Source organism: Chitinilyticum litopenaei DSM 21440, from assembly GCF_000428145.1.
GTDB lineage: Bacteria > Pseudomonadota > Gammaproteobacteria > Burkholderiales > Chitinibacteraceae > Chitinilyticum > Chitinilyticum litopenaei.
In genome coordinates this window covers 24,110-41,217 of sequence record NZ_ATZJ01000040.1, presented here as the reverse complement: position 1 = coordinate 41,217, position 17,108 = coordinate 24,110, and the positions used below count along the sequence as shown (strand labels likewise).

Annotated in this window: 16 protein-coding genes; 13 read left to right on the top strand and 3 right to left on the bottom strand. The window is 63.6% G+C overall.

Annotation, left to right across the window (positions count from 1 at the left end; translation table 11 throughout):
* Together C515_RS0113550 and C515_RS23615 are read right to left on the bottom strand one after the other, a co-directional pair.
* A partial coding sequence (locus tag C515_RS0113550) for a transposase (RefSeq protein WP_028455978.1) occupies window positions 1–207 on the bottom strand: 207 nt, incomplete at its 3' end.
* Between the two features lie 20 nt (window positions 208–227).
* The gene (locus C515_RS23615; protein WP_144290465.1) at window positions 228–536 is read right to left on the bottom strand and encodes a DUF7380 domain-containing protein; all 309 of its coding nucleotides are present in this window, start codon (window positions 534–536) and stop codon (window positions 228–230) included.
* Window positions 537–801: 265 nt separating this feature from the next.
* Between C515_RS23615 and C515_RS0113545 the strand changes: the two genes are divergently transcribed.
* From C515_RS0113545 to C515_RS0113480, 12 genes are all read left to right on the top strand, one after another.
* Window positions 802–1,125, top strand: coding sequence for a YkvA family protein (locus C515_RS0113545; RefSeq protein WP_028455977.1), 324 nt, complete (start codon window positions 802–804; stop codon window positions 1,123–1,125).
* A gap of 803 nt (window positions 1,126–1,928) precedes the next feature.
* A complete protein-coding gene (locus C515_RS0113540) occupies window positions 1,929–3,086 on the top strand; it encodes an Acg family FMN-binding oxidoreductase (protein WP_028455976.1) in 1,158 nt (385 codons plus the stop codon).
* Window positions 3,087–3,180: 94 nt separating this feature from the next.
* Window positions 3,181–3,819 carry a TetR/AcrR family transcriptional regulator gene (locus C515_RS0113535; protein WP_028455975.1) on the top strand — a complete coding sequence of 213 codons (639 nt, stop codon included), beginning with the start codon at window positions 3,181–3,183 and terminating at the stop codon, window positions 3,817–3,819.
* Window positions 3,820–4,176: 357 nt separating this feature from the next.
* Entirely contained in the window at window positions 4,177–5,181 is a 1,005-nt protein-coding gene (locus C515_RS0113525; protein WP_028455974.1) for a sulfate ABC transporter substrate-binding protein, read from the top strand.
* A 23-nt stretch (window positions 5,182–5,204) separates the two neighbouring features.
* On the top strand, window positions 5,205–6,104 hold the full coding sequence (locus tag C515_RS21070; protein ID WP_051304938.1) for an EAL domain-containing protein: 900 nt from the start codon (window positions 5,205–5,207) through the stop codon (window positions 6,102–6,104).
* Entirely contained in the window at window positions 6,101–6,823 is a 723-nt protein-coding gene (locus C515_RS0113515; protein ID WP_028455973.1) for an oligogalacturonate-specific porin KdgM family protein, read from the top strand. Before C515_RS21070 ends, C515_RS0113515 begins: the two co-directional genes overlap by 4 nt.
* A 13-nt stretch (window positions 6,824–6,836) precedes the next feature.
* Window positions 6,837–7,472, top strand: a complete 636-nt coding sequence (locus C515_RS21065) for an RBBP9/YdeN family alpha/beta hydrolase (protein WP_081686951.1) — start codon at window positions 6,837–6,839, stop codon at window positions 7,470–7,472.
* 457 nt (window positions 7,473–7,929) lie between these two features.
* Window positions 7,930–8,931, top strand: coding sequence for a sulfate ABC transporter substrate-binding protein (locus C515_RS0113505; RefSeq protein ID WP_028455972.1), 1,002 nt, complete (start codon window positions 7,930–7,932; stop codon window positions 8,929–8,931).
* Between the two features lie 239 nt (window positions 8,932–9,170).
* Complete coding sequence (gene cysT / locus C515_RS0113500; protein ID WP_028455971.1) at window positions 9,171–10,034, top strand: sulfate ABC transporter permease subunit CysT; 864 nt, start codon at window positions 9,171–9,173, stop codon at window positions 10,032–10,034.
* Window position 10,035: 1 nt separating this feature from the next.
* The gene (gene cysW, locus C515_RS0113495; RefSeq protein WP_028455970.1) at window positions 10,036–10,911 is read left to right on the top strand and encodes a sulfate ABC transporter permease subunit CysW; all 876 of its coding nucleotides are present in this window, start codon (window positions 10,036–10,038) and stop codon (window positions 10,909–10,911) included.
* Between the two features lie 121 nt (window positions 10,912–11,032).
* Window positions 11,033–12,082: a sulfate/molybdate ABC transporter ATP-binding protein gene (locus tag C515_RS0113490; protein ID WP_028455969.1), complete on the top strand. Its 1,050-nt coding sequence runs from the start codon at window positions 11,033–11,035 to the stop codon at window positions 12,080–12,082.
* 330 nt (window positions 12,083–12,412) lie between these two features.
* The gene (locus C515_RS0113480; protein ID WP_028455967.1) at window positions 12,413–13,384 is read left to right on the top strand and encodes a sulfite exporter TauE/SafE family protein; all 972 of its coding nucleotides are present in this window, start codon (window positions 12,413–12,415) and stop codon (window positions 13,382–13,384) included.
* A gap of 129 nt (window positions 13,385–13,513) precedes the next feature.
* Here the strand turns inward: C515_RS0113480 and tssH are convergent, their stop codons facing one another.
* Entirely contained in the window at window positions 13,514–16,231 is a 2,718-nt protein-coding gene (gene tssH / locus C515_RS21060; RefSeq protein ID WP_051304940.1) for a type VI secretion system ATPase TssH, read from the bottom strand.
* Window positions 16,232–16,456: 225 nt separating this feature from the next.
* Between tssH and C515_RS0113470 the strand changes: the two genes are divergently transcribed.
* Window positions 16,457–17,089: an FHA domain-containing protein gene (locus C515_RS0113470; RefSeq protein WP_158380830.1), complete on the top strand. Its 633-nt coding sequence runs from the start codon at window positions 16,457–16,459 to the stop codon at window positions 17,087–17,089.
* Window positions 17,090–17,108: the final 19 nt, after the last annotated feature.

Below are 17,108 nucleotides of genomic sequence, written 5' to 3'. Positions count from 1 at the left end.
TAACTCCATCTGCTCGGGCGTGATCGCCTTGCCGGTGCCGGCGGCCAGTTTTCCCGCCTTGCTGGCTTTGCGCCAGTTGCTGAGTGTCTGCTCGGAAATGCCCAGCTCGCGGGCGACCTGAGCGGGGGATTTGCCTTCGGCCTCGACCAGACGGACCGCCTCTTGCTTGAACTCGGTGGTGTAGCTCTGCTTCGGGATTTTGTACATCGATACCTCCGTATGCCAGTTTATCTGGCTACGCTTGGTATCCGAAATTCGCGGTCAACCTCAGAGCGCCGCCCCTCCATCACTATAAAAGGTTGAAATGGATTGTTGAGGCTGCCAGGAACGAGACGCATCGAGCACGCATCGGCCAATAACCAAAGCACTTTCCTGCGCGGGATGTTGCCTTCGCCAACAGCCACCCTTGCAGCATTCGAGAAGGCTCGCCATAACGATGGGTAACCATCATCGCCAGCACTCTCAAGCACTTCAAGCCACCCAGAAGAATCAAAATCGTCTGGCGTGATAGCCAAGTTGGTTGGAAAGTGTTCCATTCAGCCTCCGTAGTAATTAATCGACAAACTGCATTATCGGACATGTAACGTGTGCAAATCCTGATTTACGCACGCGGAGCAATTCCCAAACAAGCGCCTCGCTCATGTTGAACCGCTTTCCGGTGCGCAAACCCCTGCCGGGTTTGCACACCCTACCAAGACCGGGCAGCCCTTGCCTCTAAGACCCTCCGGCACCTTTGCGCCTTCCCCTTGTCAGATCAAGCCCTTGCCCGCATTCTTCACCGGGCAACACCAGGAGAAAACAATGGACGCGCAATTCGAGGATAAGGGTTTCTGGGACAAGCTGGGCGGCTATGCGAAGTCGGCGGGGCGCGAGGTGGTGGGCCGTGCGCTGTGCCTGTACTACGCGGCGCAGTCGCCGGCGACGCCGGTGTGGGCGAAGAGCGTGATCTATGCGGCGCTCGCCTATTTCATTTTTCCGCTCGACGCGGTGCCCGATCTCGCGCCGCTGGTTGGCTATACGGACGACATGGGTACGCTGGCCGCGGCACTGGCCACCGTGGCCTTCTACGTCAACGACGAGGTGAAGGCCAAGGCGGACGCGGCGCTGCGCCGCTTCTTCGGCTGAGCGGTGGCGGCGCGAACTGGCATGCTCGCTGAATTGCCGCTTTGAGCTTAGGGAATCCCCCGTGGGACGCGGGAATGACGAACCGGCTTTTGCCGAGCCAGCGATCCGAGCGGGGTAGTGCACAGGTATATCGCCACAGCCCATTACTGAAAAGGGCCGGGACCACATACACCACAACCCATGTTCTGCGCAGGGCTGCCAACCTTCCCTGCCGCACCACAGCCCCACCCCGCGCCGGCCTGGCGCCGCATCCGAACCGGCCAGGCAAACCCGCCGCCATGCGGGGCAGGCATTCACCCGGCCGCACCCCGCACTGCCGCGCGAAGAAGACACAGCAGGCTGGTAATGCGTAGCGCCTTGCGGCGCTTGCGCGGTGCCGGCTGGCGCCGGTGCTTACCCAATCAGGAAACTGATTATTGATCCGGCCCTCTGATGATTTTACTCGTAGGAGCGAGCTTGCTCGCGATCAGCAAGGCTTCGCGAGCAAGCTCGCTCCTACGGAAATTCAAACTTCCGAGGGCCGGATCAATAGATAGCCAGCTCAGCACTCCGTCATCCCGGCGTCCCCCGGGGACTCCCTGCGGGCAAAGCTGGTATCTAGCGCATCACTGGAACAGGCGTTGCACCCGGATTCCCGCTTTCGCGGGAATGACGAACAGTTCTTTGCAGAGGTAGCTACCCAATCAGTATCAGAAATGGCCTTGCACCATCACGCTCTGGCGGTGCGCCTGCCTGCGTTCGCTTGACAAGTCACCATTAAGTGACAAAACTTGTGTCACCAAATGGTGACTTAAGGAGCGGACATGGACAGGCGCAATTTTCTGAGAGTAGTCGGCGGCGGGGTGATTCTGGCGGCGGGCAGCGGGCTGGTGGCGTGCGCGGCGGCAACGCCGCCCGAGGCGCTGGCGGCCTGGCAGACGCCGGGAACGGGTGAGACGGATGTGCGGCGCTGGGTGTTGTCCTACGCGATTCTCGCGCCGCATTCGCACAATCTGCAGTCCTGGCTCGTCGACCTGGCGACGCCACAGCAGATCACGCTGTACTGCGACCCAACCCGGCTGCTGCCGGAAACCGACCCCTACTCGCGGCAGATCATGATGAGCCACGGCACCTTTCTGGAGCTGCTGGATCTGGCGGCTCGCGAGCGTGGCCTGCGCGCCGAGATCACGCTGTTTCCCGAAGGCGTGTTCGGCCCCGTGCGGCCCGATCAGCGCCCGGTGGCGCGCATCCGCCTGGTCGCGGATGCCGGTGTGACGCGCGATCCGCTGTTCGCGCAGATCGTGCACCGGCATACCAACCGCAATGCCTACGACCCCGCGCGCGCCATTCCCGATGCGGCCTGGCGCGCCATGGCGGCGGCCGTGGCGCCGTGGCCGCTGCGCTTTGGGCATGTCGATGCCGGCGCAGCGCAGGCGCTGGCCGCCCAGCGCGCCATCGCCATCGAGGCCTGGCGCATCGAGCTGACCACGCCGCGCACCATCCTCGAATCCTACCGCTGGCTGCGCATCGGCAGCGCCGAGGTGGCAAAACACCGCGACGGCCTCACGCTGCTCGACCCGAAGGTGGTCTGGCTGGAGCGACTGGGGCTGTTTGACCGCAGCAAGGCGCCGGCGCCCGACGACAGCGCAACGACGGGGCAGCTCGACGAGTTCAACCGCAAGCTGGCGACGACCCCGGCCTTTCTGTGGCTCGTTTCACCCGGCAATGACCGCGTGATACAGATCAACGCCGGGCGCGCCTATGTACGCGTGCAGCTCGCCGCCACCGCGCACGGCGTCGTCATGCAGCCCCTGCAGCAGGCGCTGCAGGAATACCCGGAAGTCGCCGGCCCCTACCGCGACATCCACCGCGTGCTGGATGCCGACGGCCAGACCGTGCAGATGTGGGCGCGCGCCGGTTTTGCCGAGCCGGTGCCGCCCGCGCCGCGTCGCGGGCTTGACGCGCACATCCTTCGCGGCTGAAGCTGGCGCCTGCGCCGCTGGCGGGCTGCCTGATACAGCCTGCCGGCGGCCCACCCGCCGCTGCCACTTCTCACACTGCCGAAGAATGCCCGTCATGACCACGCCCCCGCCCGCCCCCGCCAAACCCGCCAGCCGCACGCGCGACCGCGCCGCCAGCGAGGAGCGCATCCTGGCGGCAGTCGGCGCGGTGCTGGCGCGCGACGGCTTCGCGGCCATCGGCGTGAACGCGATTGCGCGCGAGGCCGGCATCGACAAGGTGCTGATCTACCGCTACTTCGGCGGTCTGCCCGAATTGCTGCGCGCCTGGGGCGCCAGCGGGCGTTTCTGGCCGAGCGTGGCTGAGCTGGCCGGCGACGACGCGCTGGCGGCGCTGCCGCTGGCGGAGCGCTATGCGCTGTTTTTCGAGCGCTTTATCGACGCGCTGCGCGCCCGCCCGCTCACCATCGAAATCCTCGCCGCCGAAATCGCCAGCCGCAACGAGCTGACCGCGATTCTGGAAAGCGAGCGCGAACAATGGGGCCAGCAGGTCGAGGCGCTGCTGGGCGCCGACGTTGCCAGGCAGGCGCCGGAGCTGCGCGGCATCAGCCTCTTGCTGATCGCCGGCGTGCAATACCTGCTGCTGCGCGCGCGCACGATTCGCCGCTTCGGCGGCCTGGATCTGGCCAGCGACGCCGACTGGGCACAGCTGAAGGCCGCCATCCGCGGCATGGCCTTGCGCCTTTGCACGCCCTGAAACCCGAATCGCGCAGCTGATCCGATTCGCCATTCCCTCATCGCGCGGGGATTCCCTGCGGGCAAAGCGGGAATCGCGCTGCAATGTCTCAATGTCTGTTCAAGCGGCGCTCAGCATGCAGAGCACCGACAACAGCGGGAGCACGTCTGCGCAGGTCGCGGGTGGCAGTCTGCGCCGTGCGCTCTGGTGCTTGCGCAAGGCCTCGCCCAGCGTTCATGCGGTCTGCGACGGCGCGTTTACGGGCACGGCCAAGCGTCATAAATTCTAAATAGAACTATAAAAATCATTTTAAAGTATTTAATGGCATAACAACTCCGGTGCGAAGATGCAGCCATCAACTCACCCGGAGAACCCGCCATGCGCTTCAAGACCCGCCTTACCGCCCTCACCCTCGCCCTGTTCGCCGGCAGCACCTTTGCCGCCAGTGTCGAGCTGCTGAATGTGTCTTACGACCCGACCCGCGAGCTCTATCAGGAATACAACAAGGCCTTTGCCGCACACTGGAAGAAAAAAACCGGCGACGACGTCACCGTCAAGCAGTCGCACGGCGGCTCGGGCAAGCAGGCGCGCTCCGTGCTGGACGGCCTGGAAGCCGATGTGGTGACGCTGGCGCTGGCGTATGACATCGACGAACTGCATGCCAAGGGCCAGCTGCTGGGCAAGGATTGGCAGAAAAAACTGCCGCACAACGCCAGCCCTTATACCTCGACCATCGTTTTCCTGGTGCGCAAGGGCAATCCCAAGAACATCAAGGACTGGAATGACCTGGTGCGCAATGACGTGAAGGTCATCACGCCGAACCCGAAGACCTCGGGCGGCGCACGCTGGAACTACCTCGCCGCCTGGGGCTATGCACTGAAGCAGCCGGGCGGCAATGAGGCCAAGGCCCGCGAATTCCTGCAGAAACTCTTCCAGAACGTGCCGATTCTCGACACCGGCGCGCGTGGCGCGCTGACCACCTTCGCCCAGCGCGGCCAGGGTGACGTGTTCATCTCCTGGGAAAACGAAGCCGTGCTGGCCGTGAAGGAGCTGGGCCCGGACAAGTTCGACATCGTGGCCCCCAGCCTGTCCATCCTTGCCGAGCCGCCGGTGGCCGTGGTTGACAAGAACGTCGACAAAAAGGGCACCCGCAAGGTGGCCGAGGAATACCTGAAGTACCTCTATTCGAAGGAGGGCCAGGAAATCGCCGCGCAGAACTACTACCGCCCGATCGACAAGGATATTGCGGCCAAGTACGCCAAGCAGTTCCCCAAGGTGCAGCTGTTTGACATCGACGATGTCTTCGGCGGCTGGGAAAAGGCGCAGAAGACCCACTTCAGCGATGGCGGCGTATTCGACCAGATCTACAAACCCGGCAAGTAAGCCGCACGATAAGGAACACGGCCATGAATGCCCCCGCTTTTCCCGCGGCACTGGATGCCTGGATTGCCAGCTTTGGCGACCCGCTCAATGGCGGCTGGTCGCGGGTCGAGTGGGCGCGCACGCCGCAGCAAGGCCTGCTGGCCCGCACACTCGGCCTGACGCTGGGCAGTGTCTTCCAGCCGATTTTTGACCACAGCGGTCGTCTTTACGGCTACGAAGCGCTGCTGCGCGCCAGCACGCGCGGCCGCGCCGTGGCGCCGGCGCGCGCCTTTGCCATTGCCACGCTGCAGGGCGAGCTGGTCAATTTCGACCGGCAATGCCGCCTGATGCACCTGGTGAACTACCTGCACGCCGGCGGCGCGACCACGCCGCTGTTCCTGAATGTGCATCCGGCCCACCTGCTGGAAATCAACGAGCGGCATGGCCATTTTTTCCGCCATATCCGCGAGCAGTTTGGCGCCGCCGGCCTGCCCATCGTGCTGGAAATCACCGAGGAAAACATCAGCCCGCAGCAGCTTGGCCACATCCGCAATGCTGTGCGCAACTATCGCCAGCAGGGCTTTCTGATCGCCATCGACGATTTCGGCGCCGGCAGCGCCAACATCGACCGCATCTGGCAGCTGGAGCCCGATTTCGTGAAGCTGGATCGCCAGTTCATCGTGCGCGCCGAACACGACCCGCGCGCACGCCGGGTACTGGGCAAGCTGATCGGGCTCTTGCACGAGCTGGCCGGCCAGGTGGTCGTCGAAGGCATCGAGACCGCGCTGCAACAGCAGCTGGCGCTGGATGGCGGCGCGCATCTGCTGCAGGGGTACTGGCTGGGCCGCCCGCAAGGCACGCTGACGGCGACGCGACCGGCAACAGCACAACACACAACCCAGAACAACACCACAACACTCAGTCAATCAGGAGCAAACGCATGAACACCAAACTGATCGCACTCACCCTGGCGCTCACCACCGCCGCGGCCGCCCAGGCCGCCAGCATCGACTTCCGCGGGCAGTACCGCACCGGCCAGGAACGCTGGGAAAGCCGCTTCCTGCTGGGGCATGAACTCGACAACGGCCTTGGCGGCACCATCGAATACACCATCAACAATTCGAGCAAGGCCGGCGCGGGCCTGGACGACATCAGCTGGAAGGACACCGAATTCCAGCTCTATTACAAGTACAAGCTCAATGACACGATCACCCTGCTGCCCTCGGTGCTGTGGGATTCGGTGAAATCGAGCAATAACGAGGTCTACAAGGTTGGCCTGCAGGCCAACTGGGCCTTCCAGCCCGGCTGGCGCCTCGATGGGCGCGTGCGCTACGAGTACAACAATGAACCCAGCGCCAACCTTAACCGCCAGATCGATAACGACGACTGGACACGCACCGACATCACGCTGCGCAATACCATCAACAAGGAATTCGATGCCTATTACAACTTCCGCTGGGATCACAAGCTGAGCAACTATGCCTTCGCCAATGGCAGCAAGAACAATTACGAGCACAACATTGGCGGTGGCTACAAGATCACCAAGAATGTCCGCCTGCACGGGGAGTTCGGCTATGTGGGCGAAGTGCAGGATCCGAACGCGCCGCGCGGCGTGCTGACCGACGACTGGCGCTTCCGTCTGGGCGCGACCTACACCTTCTAAGGAGCGCGCGGCGATGCACGTGTTCACCGACTGGCTGCGCCAGGGCAACAGCATCGTGCTGGTGCCGGGCTGGCGCGACTCCGGCCCGCAGCACTGGCAGAGCCGCTGGCAGCAGCACGACCCGGCCATGCGCCGGGTAGTGCAGGACAACTGGGAAACCCCGGCCCTGCAAGACTGGGGTATACGCCTGGATGCAACGCTGCAAAAGGCTTCCGGGCAGATACTCATTGTTGCACACAGTCTGGGCTGCCTGACTGTTGCGCACTGGGCCGAACATTACCGCGCCAATACCCATCGCGTGCACGCCGCGCTGCTGGTTGCCCCCGCCGACAGCGAACGGCCGCAGCGCCCCTGGCAAGGCAGCGGCTTTTCGCCGCGCAGCCGCGCCCCGCTGCCCTTCCCCAGCCTGCTGGTCGCCAGCGACAACGACCCTGCCTGCACACCGGCAGCGGCGCAGGCCATGGCGCGGGACTGGCGCAGCCGCTTTACGCTGCTGGCAGGACTTGGCCACATCAATGCCGATTCCGGCCTGGGTGACTGGCTGGCCGGGCAGGCGCTGGCCGCCACGCTGCTGGAAAGCCGCCCGCTCGCGGGCAGCTCGGTCGCCTCTCCCCCAGTCATGGCAAGTCCCGCGCAGGCATTGGGCTGACTGGACGCCCTGTTCGCCGCCCTGCTCGCCCACTCCCCCGATACGCAATCCTGATTATGTCCCTCTTCCAGACCCCCTTTTTCGTCATGCCCGCGAAGGCAGGCATCCAGAGCAAAGCTTGATTTCACAGCGTCATCTGGATTCCCGCGTACGCGGGAATGGCGATTCTGCAGCAGAGACATAGTCAGGTAGGCAATGGCCCTGTGAATCACAGGAACACGGCGGGCCGGCGGGGCACCAGCCCGCGAAGCCAAGGCTTTGCGCGCGCGTTGCGCAGCGATTTCGTCAGCAGGAAGCACCGCGCTTGCAGCGGTGTGCGCTGAAGCCGCAGGCTAATCGCAAAAGTTATATTGAAATAATTTCTAATTTCTTCACGCGCTATATGCTTGCGCGATACAGTCATATCAGCATTGTTTTTAGCACTACGAATACTAACAAAACCCGACGGAGTATCCCCATGCGCGCCACCCGCCTGCTTGCCGCCCTTGGCCTGGGCTTCACCCTGTTTGCCCATGCCGACACCACGCTGCTCAATGTGTCCTACGACGTGATGCGCGATTTCTACAAGGACTACAACCCGGCCTTCAAGAAGCATTACGACGCCAGGTTCAAGGACAGCATCACCATCCAGCAATCGCATGGCGGCTCCAGCAAGCAGGCGCTCTCCGTCATCAGCGGGCTGGAGGCCGATGTGGTGACGATGAACCAGTCGACCGACATCGACGCGATTGCCGAGAAAGGCAAGCTGCTGCCCGCCGACTGGGCCAAGCGCCTGCCGGATCAATCCGCGCCATTCTCCTCGCTGCAGGTGCTGATCGTGCGCAAGGGCAACCCGAAAGCCATCAAGGACTGGAACGATCTGGTGAAGCCGGGCGTGCAGGTCATCGTTCCCAACCCGAAAACCAGCGGCAACGGTCGCTACACCTATCTGGCGGCCTGGGGCTACGCGCTGAAGCAGCCGGGCGGCAACGAGCAGAAGGCGCAGGATTTCGTGGCCGGCGTGTTCCGCAATGTGCCGGTGCTGGATGCGGGTGGCCGGGCCGCCACCACCACCTTCATGCAGCGCAAGATTGGCGACGTGCTGGTGACGTTTGAAAACGAAGCCGAAATGATTGCCCGCGAATTCGGCCGCGGCGAGTTCGAGGTGGTTTACCCGAGCATTTCCATCGATGCCGACCTGCCGGTCGCCGTGGTCGACAAGGTGGTCGACAAGAAGGGCACCCGCAAGGCAGCCGAGGAATACCTGAAATACCTGTGGAGCCCGGAAGGCCAGGAAATCGCCGCGCAGAACTACCTGCGCCCGCGCGACAAGGGCGTTGCCGCCAAGTACGCGAAGCAGTTCCCGGCGGTGAAGCTCTTCGGCGTCGACGAGTTGGGCGGCTGGCAGGCCATCCAGAAGCGCCATTTCAATGATGGCGGCGTGTACGACCAGATCGCCGCGAGCATCGCCAAGAAATAAGGCGAGACCACCCATGCGGGGGACCGCCCCCCGTTTTCTGCATGACTAATGGATACCTGATTCGGCAGCCACCTCAGCAAAGACCAATTCGAATTCGTCATTCCCGCGAAAGCGGGAATCCAGCTGCAATGCCTCTTCAGGCGGCGCACTGGATGCCGGCTTTGACCGCAGGAAATCCCCGTGGGACGCCGGCATGACGAGTTACTGAGGCAGCTGCCTGATCAGGAATGGATATTCTCATGGCGTTCAAGCAAGCCAGTGTGTTGCCGGGCTTTAATCTGTCCTTTGGCTACACCATTTTCTACATGTCACTGATCGTGCTGCTGCCGCTCACGGCGCTGGTCGTCAAGACCAGCTCGCTGGAGTGGGGGCAGTTCTGGGCGATCGTCAGCGAAGAGCGCGTCGTGGCGACCTACAAGGTTACCTTTGGCGCTTCGCTGCTGGCGGCCATCATCAATCTGTTCACCGGCCTGCTGGTGGCCTGGGTGCTGGTGCGCTACTCCTTTCCCGGCAAGCGCCTGATCGATGCCCTGGTCGATCTGCCCTTTGCCCTGCCCACGGCCGTCGCCGGCATCGCGCTGGCGACCATCTATGCACCCAATGGCTGGATCGGCCAGTGGTTCGCGCCGGGCAGCGTGCTGGGGGGGCTGTTTGGCAGCGAAGGGCTGAGCCTCGCGTTCAACCCCACCGGCATCGTGATTGCGCTCACCTTTGTTACCCTGCCCTTTGTCGTGCGCACCGTGCAGCCGGTGCTGGCCGACATCGAGCAGGAGCTGGAAGAAGCCGCCTCCAGCCTGGGCGCCAATCGCTGGCAGATTTTCCGGCTGGTGATCCTGCCCATCCTGTGGCCGGCGCTGCTGACCGGCTTTTCGCTGGCCTTTGCCCGCGCCATCGGCGAATACGGCTCGGTGATCTTCATCGCCGGCAACATGCCGTTCAAGTCGGAAATCACGCCGCTGATGATCATCAGCAAACTCGAACAATACGACTATGTCGGCGCCACGGCGATTGCCGTGGTCATGCTGGGCGTGTCCTTCCTGCTGCTGCTGGCCATCAACGGCCTGCAATGGTGGAGCGCGCGCCGGCTGGGCAGGAGGAATTGAGATGGCCGCATCATTGACCGTCAACCGCAGCCAGGCCACCACGGAAACCCGCTGGGTGCGCTATGCCCTGACCGGGCTGGCGCTGGCCTTCATCACACTGTTTCTGATCGTGCCGCTGATTGCGGTGTTTGCCGAAGCGTTGCGGCAGGGCTGGGGGCTGTTCCTGGCCGCCTTCACCGACCCGGATGCGCTCTCGGCCATCCGGCTCACGCTGATCACCGCCGCGATTGCCGTACCGCTGAATCTGGTGTTCGGCGTGGCGGCGGCCTGGACGATCTCGCGCTTCCAGTTCCGAGGCCGCAGCGTGCTGACCACGCTGATCGACCTGCCGTTTGCCGTCTCGCCGGTGGTCGCCGGGCTGATCTACGTGCTGCTGTTTGGCGCGCAGGGCTGGTTCGGCCCGTGGCTGGCCGAGCACGACATCAAGATCATCTTTGCGATTCCGGGCATCGTGCTGGCCACCGTCTTCGTGACCTTCCCCTTTATCGCCCGCGAGCTGATTCCGCTGATGGAAGCGCAAGGCAGCGACGAGGAACAGGCCGCGCTGGTGCTGGGGGCAAGTGGCTGGCAGACCTTCTGGCGCGTGACGCTGCCCAATATCAAGTGGGGCTTGCTGTACGGCGTGATTCTGGCCAATGCGCGGGCCATGGGCGAATTCGGCGCGGTGTCGGTGGTGTCCGGCCACATCCGCGGCATGACCAATACCATTCCGCTGCATGTCGAGATTCTTTACAACGAATACAACTTTGTCGGCGCCTTCGCCTGCGCCTCGCTGCTGGCGCTCCTGGCGCTGGTGACGCTGGCGGTAAAGAGCTTTATCGAATGGCGCAGCGAAAAGCTGGCCGAAGAAGACCGCCGCCACGCGACCGAAGAATAATACCGATTCACCACAGAGACACAGAGGGGCACAGAGTCAAAAAGGCACGAAAAACCAGCTGGCCTCAAGCGGTTTTCTCTGTGTTCTCTGTGCCTCTGTGGTTCAAAAAGGATTTGATTAAATGAGCATCGATATCCGCAATATTTCCAAGCGCTTCGGCAATTTCGTGGCGCTGGACAACATCAACCTCGACATCGCCTCGGGCGAGCTGCTGGCGCTGCTGGGGCCTTCCGGCTGCGGCAAGACGACTCTGCTGCGCATCATTGCCGGGCTGGAAACGGCGGACGCCGGCCAGATCCTCTTCCATGGCGAGGACACGACGGACAAGCACGTCAGCGAACGCCAGGTCGGCTTTGTGTTCCAGCACTACGCGCTGTTTCGCCACATGACCGTGTTCGAGAATGTGGCCTTCGGCCTGCGCGTGCGCCCGAAGGAAACCCGCCCCTCGGAAACGGAAATCAAGCGCAAGGTGCATGAATTGCTGGAGCTGGTGCAGCTCGACTGGCTGGCCGACCGCCACCCGGCCCAACTCTCCGGTGGCCAGCGGCAGCGCATTGCGCTGGCGCGCGCGCTGGCGGTCGAGCCGAAGGTGCTGCTGCTGGATGAACCGTTCGGCGCGCTCGACACCAAGGTGCGCAAGGAGTTGCGCCGCTGGCTGCGCCGCCTGCATGACGAAGTGCATCTGACCAGCATTTTCGTCACGCACGATCAGGAAGAAGCGCTGGAAGTGGCCGATCGCGTGGTGGTGCTGAACAAGGGCCATATCGAACAGGTCGGCACGCCGGAAGAGGTGTACGACACACCGGCCAGCCCCTTCGTGTACCAGTTCCTCGGCGACGTGAACCTGTTTCACAGCCGCGTGCACGCAGGCTGGGCGGAAGTGGGCAAGGGGCGGATCGCCGCGCCGGAAGCCCCGGACGCACCGGCAGTCATCTATGTGCGCCCGCATGAAATCGACCTGTCGCGGGTGGCGTCCGGCGATGCGCTGCATGGCGAAATCAGCCATATCCGCATTCTTGGCGCGACGATCCGGCTGGAGGTGGATGTCGAGGGGCACGATGGTGTCGAGGTGGAGCTGAGCCGCGAACGCTATCAGGATGGCGGCTGGCAGGTTGGTGAAACCGTCTTCCTTACCCCGCGTACGGTGCAGGTCTACAGCAACCCTCAGTAAATACTTGGCTGTGTATATGGCTGCGGCCCTTTATATTAATTGGCTGCAGCCACATACCCTGTATAAACCATGGAGTTTGGTACAGTCCATCGCGGTTCCTGATCAGAGGCGGCAGCAGAAGGCTTGGCAAGCAGGTGATCCGGCCCTTGGCGGCCCGGATTGGAACTGTGCTTTGCTGAGGTCGCTCGCTGTGCGCCGGACGGACCAGCGTGACCAAGAGCAGCTGTGCCATATCGCAAACGGCGCTATGCAAATCACATTTGAGTATTATTCGAGCTATATATTTCCGTTATAACATCGGCGTCATTAATAAGACAAAGCAGCGATGTCATGAAAATCCGCCCTCTCCAGCACAGCGACAACCCCGTCAACCAGGAGCATGCGCAGCTGGGCATTCCGCCCAGCGACGCCGATGTCGCCGCCACGCCGGCCTGGCGCGGCAAGCCGGCTCTGGCGCTGGGCCTCTTGGTGCTGCTGACGCTGCTCACCTACACCATCAGCCACAGCGACCCTGCCCTGCGCAGCCAGCTGGCGAGCGGCGCCAGGCATGTGCTGTCGTCGCCGGAATTCTGGCTGGCGGTGGCCGTGGGCTTTGCGGCGCAGGCCATCGACGGGGCACTGGGCATGGCTTATGGCATCAGCTCGACCACCTTCCTGATCGGCACCGGCGCCAGCCCGGCGGCGGCCTCGGCGGCCGTGCACATTGCCGAAGTCTTCACCACCGGCTTTTCCGGCGCTTCGCATTTCAAGCTCGGCAATGTCGATAAAAAACTGTTCCGCCGCCTGGTGATTCCGGGCGTGATCGGCGGCGTTACCGGCGCATATCTGCTGACCAGCATCGACGGCAAGCTGCTGAAACCCTTCATCGCGGCCTATCTGCTGCTGCTGGGTCTGCACATCCTGCGCAAGGCATGGATCGGCAGCCGCCCGCGCCCGCAAGGCGAATTGAAGCACGTCAGCAAGCTGGCCCTCACCGGCGGTTTTGTCGACGCGGTGGGCGGCGGCGGCTGGGGCCCGGTGGTGACCTCCACCCTTGTTGGCCGTGGCACCGACCCGCGCACCACCATCGGCTCGGTGAATGCCGCCGAGTTCTTCATCGCGCTGGCCACCGGCGGCGCCTTCCTGCTGTGGGCGGAAGTCGATCACTGGCTCCTGATCGCCGGCCTGGTCACAGGCGGCCTCTTCGCCGCGCCGTTTGCCGCGCTGCTGGTGAAAAAACTGTCGGCGCGCACCCTGCTGTGGCTGGTGGGCGGGCTGATCAGCCTTTTGAGCGTCTACAACCTCTACAAGGCGCTGGCTTGATGCGGTGAACGCAAGGGCGGTGAAAAGCAGCCTCGAAGCTTCCCGGCTGGCGACCTGCAGTTCAGCAGGAAGGAGCGCCAGCTCCTGCGCGGGTCTGCGTCCATGCACGCAGACCCGCTTTGCATGGAATCAGGCGTGCAAGCCTTCATCCGCCAGAGCGCCTGCTGCCTGTGCGGCCTGCACCTCCACCAGGTCAAGCTCCAGCTTGCCCTCGCGGATCGCCAGCCGGATCTGGCCGGGCTTTTCACCCAGCCGGCTCAGCAGGGTGATGCTGAGCGGGGCCAGCACTTCGCTGTTGATCAGTGCGTCGATAATGCGCGCACCGCTCTCCACCTGGTCGCAGCGGGCATGAATCCAGGCCAGCACCGCTTCGTCCCAGAGCAGTTCCGCGCCATGACGTTCCGCGAGACGCCGCGCTACCTTGCCCAGCTTCATGGCCACCAGGCGCATGAAGAGTGTCGGCGACAGCGGGTAATACGGCACGGTCTTCACCCGCCCGAGGAAGGCCGCCGGGAAGACGGCACGGAGATCCTGGCGCAACTCGCGCTCGATGACATCGGCCGGCGGCGCCAGCTCCGGGTCTTCGCACAGGCTCATGATGCGCTCGTCGCCGACATTCGCCGTCATCAGGATCAGGGTATTGCGGAAATCGATGAAGCGCCCCTCGCCGTCTTCCATCCAGCCCTTGTCGAAGACCTGGTAGAACACTTCGTGGATGTCCGGATGGGCCTTCTCGATTTCATCGAGCAGCACCACCGAATACGGCCGGCGACGCACGGCTTCGGTCAGCACGCCGCCTTCGCCGTAGCCGACATAGCCCGGAGGCGCGCCTTTCAGTGTGGAGACGGTATGCGGCTCCTGGAATTCACTCATATTGATGCAGATGAGGTGTTCCTCGCCGCCGTAGAGCGCGTCGGCCAGAGCCAGTGCGGTTTCCGTCTTGCCGACGCCGGACGGGCCGACCAGCAGGAAAACCCCGGCAGGCTTTTGCGGATCTTCAAGGCCTGCGCGGCTGATCTTGATCTGGCGGCTGATGGCTTCCATCGCATGGTCCTGCCCCAGCACGCGGGCGCCCAGCGTTTCGGCCAGCTTCAGCACGGCATCCTGCTCGTCCTGCAGCATGCGGCCGACCGGAATGCCGGTCCAGTCGGCAACGAGTCCCGCGACCGCGCTGCCATCCACGCAGGGGTGCACCAGCTTGCCGTCGCTTTGCAATTGCTGCAGTTCGGCCTTCAGCGCCAGCAACTCTTCACGCAAGGCATCGCGATCGAGCACGGTCACCTCCTCGTCCGTCGCGCTTGCGCCAGCTTCGGCCTCGTTGGCCAGCAGCGTGCGGGTCAGCGCCGTGATGCTGTTGACCAGCTGCTGCTCGGCATCCCAGCGTTGCTGCAAAACCGCTTCACGGAGCAGGTCCTGCTGCAGTTCGTCCTGCAGGCCGGCGATACGCTCGCCGTGCGGATAGCCCTGTTCGACTTCCTGCTGCAGGATGAGCAGGAGTTGCTGTTTCTTGGCGATGCCCGCGCGCAGCAGCTCGATTTCGCCCGGCGCCTGCGACTGGCTCATGGCCACGCGTGCGCAGGCGGTATCCAGCAGCGAAATGGCCTTGTCCGGCAGCTGGCGTGCCGGAATGTAGCGATGCGACAGGCGCACGGCCGCCTGCACCGCTTCGTCGAGCACGACAACCTTGTGATGGTTCTGCAGTTGCAGGGTGACCGCGCGCAGCATGTCCATCGCGGCCTCTTCGCTGGGCTCCTGCACCTGGATGGTCTGGAAACGGCGGGTCAGCGCGGGATCCTTCTCGATATAGCGCTTGTATTCGCTCCAGGTCGTCGCGGCGATGGTGCGCAGCTTGCCACGCGCCAGCGCCGGCTTGAGCAGGTTGGCCGCGTCGCCCGTGCCGGCGGCGCCACCGGCGCCGATCAGCGTGTGCGCTTCGTCGATGAAGAGGATGACCGGCTGGCTGGATGACTGCACTTCGGCGATCAGCTGCTTGAGACGATTTTCAAACTCGCCCTTGACGCTGGCGCCAGCCTGCATCAGGGCAATGTCCAGCTCCAGCAGACGCACATCCTGCAGCAGCTCGGGCACCTGGCCGGTGGCGATGCGCAGGGCCAGGCCTTCGACGACGGCAGTCTTGCCGACACCGGCTTCGCCAACCAGCAACGGATTGTTCTGGCGGCGGCGGATCAGGATGTCGATCAGCTGGCGGATTTCATGATCACGGCACGATACCTGGTCGATCTGCCCGTCGCGCGCCTGGCGAGTCAGGTCCTTGGTGAAGCGCTCGATGGCATTGCCCTGGTTCATCAGCAACTCGTCGCCAGCGCCGGCCGCGGCAGGCTGCGGCAGCTGATCGCCTTCGGCCTGGTCGCTTTCCGGGGAGCCAGCCAGCCAGGCGGACCAGTTTTCCATCAGTACGGCAGCGCCCAGCAGGCGGAATTCCTTGCTGATGCGTTGCAGGGCCTGCACGCTGGCCGGGTCTTCCAGCAGGGCCAGCAGCAAGTGGGCGCCGCGAATGCGGGCGGCCCTGAATTTCAGCGAGGCATAGATCCAGCCGCGCTCGACGGCGTGCTCCAGCTCCGGGGCAAAATCAATGCCGGCATCCTGCTGTGGCAGGCGGTTGAGCGCCTCGGTCACGTCGCCGGACAAGCGCGCCAGATCGATGCCAGCGGCAGTCGCCACCAGGTGCACATCGGAATTGGGCAGCTGCAGCAGCAGGTTCAGCCAGTGGGCCAGTTCGACGCGTGCATGGTTGCGATAGCGGGCAAAGCGGGTCGCACTTTCCAGTGACTGGAACAGCGTCGAATTCAGCCTGCCGAACAATTCCGAACGATTAATCTTGCTCATTTGCATCCCGTTTTTGCATGTTAAGATTGGCCCCGAATCGCCAGTCCGGGTTCTACAGGGTCGTGAGAAACAGCGGTTATCCAGCGGCTTCGGAGTCCGGAAAACCCGGCGCATACGATCGCCTGCAAAACCGCCAATTCGTTGTTGCTTGTCACTACAATTTCCGGCATGGCCGGAGATACGGTTCACAGGCAGGGTTCAACAGCCTGTCAGGGAGTTATACGCGTGCATCTTCAGTTGCTCACCGCCCAGGGCGAACCGGCCCCCGGGCATGTTCCGGTCCGGATTTCCGAACAGGGCACCCGGTTGGGCGCCGCACCCGGCAATGATCTGGTGCTGCCCGATACCGGCGCCGTCTCGGCCGTGCATGCTGTGATCAGCGAGCGTCAGGGTCAGCTCTACATCACCGACCAGGGCGACCTCACTCCGGTCTGGCTCAATGGCAAGGCACTGGGATACGGCGAAAGCGGCGCCATCCACGCCGGCGACATCCTGCGCATCAGCACGCTGCTGATCAGGGTGTGCGAATTGCAGACCGCAACGCCTGATGCCACTGCATCCCGGCCGATTCCCGAGTTGCCGCCACTGTTTGCCCCGCCCCCCGTTCCGGCTCCGGCGCAGGCAGCCATGCCGCTGCACGGCAATCTGCCACCACCGGCCAGGCCCAGCGAACTCGACCAGCTGTTCGCGCTGGGCAGCAGCGCCACTGCGCAAACGGCGCCCAGCCATCTTGACCCGCTGAGCGTGCTTGGCGGCAGTGCTAGCCAGCCGGGTTTTGCCGAACCGCAATACCGCCAGCCCTACACCCAGCCAAGCGCCGATGACGCGATTGACGCGCTCTTTGGCATCAAGAAGTAAAAATCGGTTCGGTCCCGGG

Coding starts and splice junctions, on each gene's coding strand:
- C515_RS23615 (WP_144290465.1), bottom strand. CDS start 536: ATGGAACACTTTCCAACCAACTTGGCTATCACGCCAGACGATTTTGAT.
- C515_RS0113545 (WP_028455977.1), top strand. CDS start 802: ATGGACGCGCAATTCGAGGATAAGGGTTTCTGGGACAAGCTGGGCGGC.
- C515_RS0113540 (WP_028455976.1), top strand. CDS start 1,929: ATGGACAGGCGCAATTTTCTGAGAGTAGTCGGCGGCGGGGTGATTCTG.
- C515_RS0113535 (WP_028455975.1), top strand. CDS start 3,181: ATGACCACGCCCCCGCCCGCCCCCGCCAAACCCGCCAGCCGCACGCGC.
- C515_RS0113525 (WP_028455974.1), top strand. CDS start 4,177: ATGCGCTTCAAGACCCGCCTTACCGCCCTCACCCTCGCCCTGTTCGCC.
- C515_RS21070 (WP_051304938.1), top strand. CDS start 5,205: ATGAATGCCCCCGCTTTTCCCGCGGCACTGGATGCCTGGATTGCCAGC.
- C515_RS0113515 (WP_028455973.1), top strand. CDS start 6,101: ATGAACACCAAACTGATCGCACTCACCCTGGCGCTCACCACCGCCGCG.
- C515_RS21065 (WP_081686951.1), top strand. CDS start 6,837: ATGCACGTGTTCACCGACTGGCTGCGCCAGGGCAACAGCATCGTGCTG.
- C515_RS0113505 (WP_028455972.1), top strand. CDS start 7,930: ATGCGCGCCACCCGCCTGCTTGCCGCCCTTGGCCTGGGCTTCACCCTG.
- cysT (WP_028455971.1), top strand. CDS start 9,171: ATGGCGTTCAAGCAAGCCAGTGTGTTGCCGGGCTTTAATCTGTCCTTT.
- cysW (WP_028455970.1), top strand. CDS start 10,036: ATGGCCGCATCATTGACCGTCAACCGCAGCCAGGCCACCACGGAAACC.
- C515_RS0113490 (WP_028455969.1), top strand. CDS start 11,033: ATGAGCATCGATATCCGCAATATTTCCAAGCGCTTCGGCAATTTCGTG.
- C515_RS0113480 (WP_028455967.1), top strand. CDS start 12,413: ATGAAAATCCGCCCTCTCCAGCACAGCGACAACCCCGTCAACCAGGAG.
- tssH (WP_051304940.1), bottom strand. CDS start 16,231: ATGAGCAAGATTAATCGTTCGGAATTGTTCGGCAGGCTGAATTCGACG.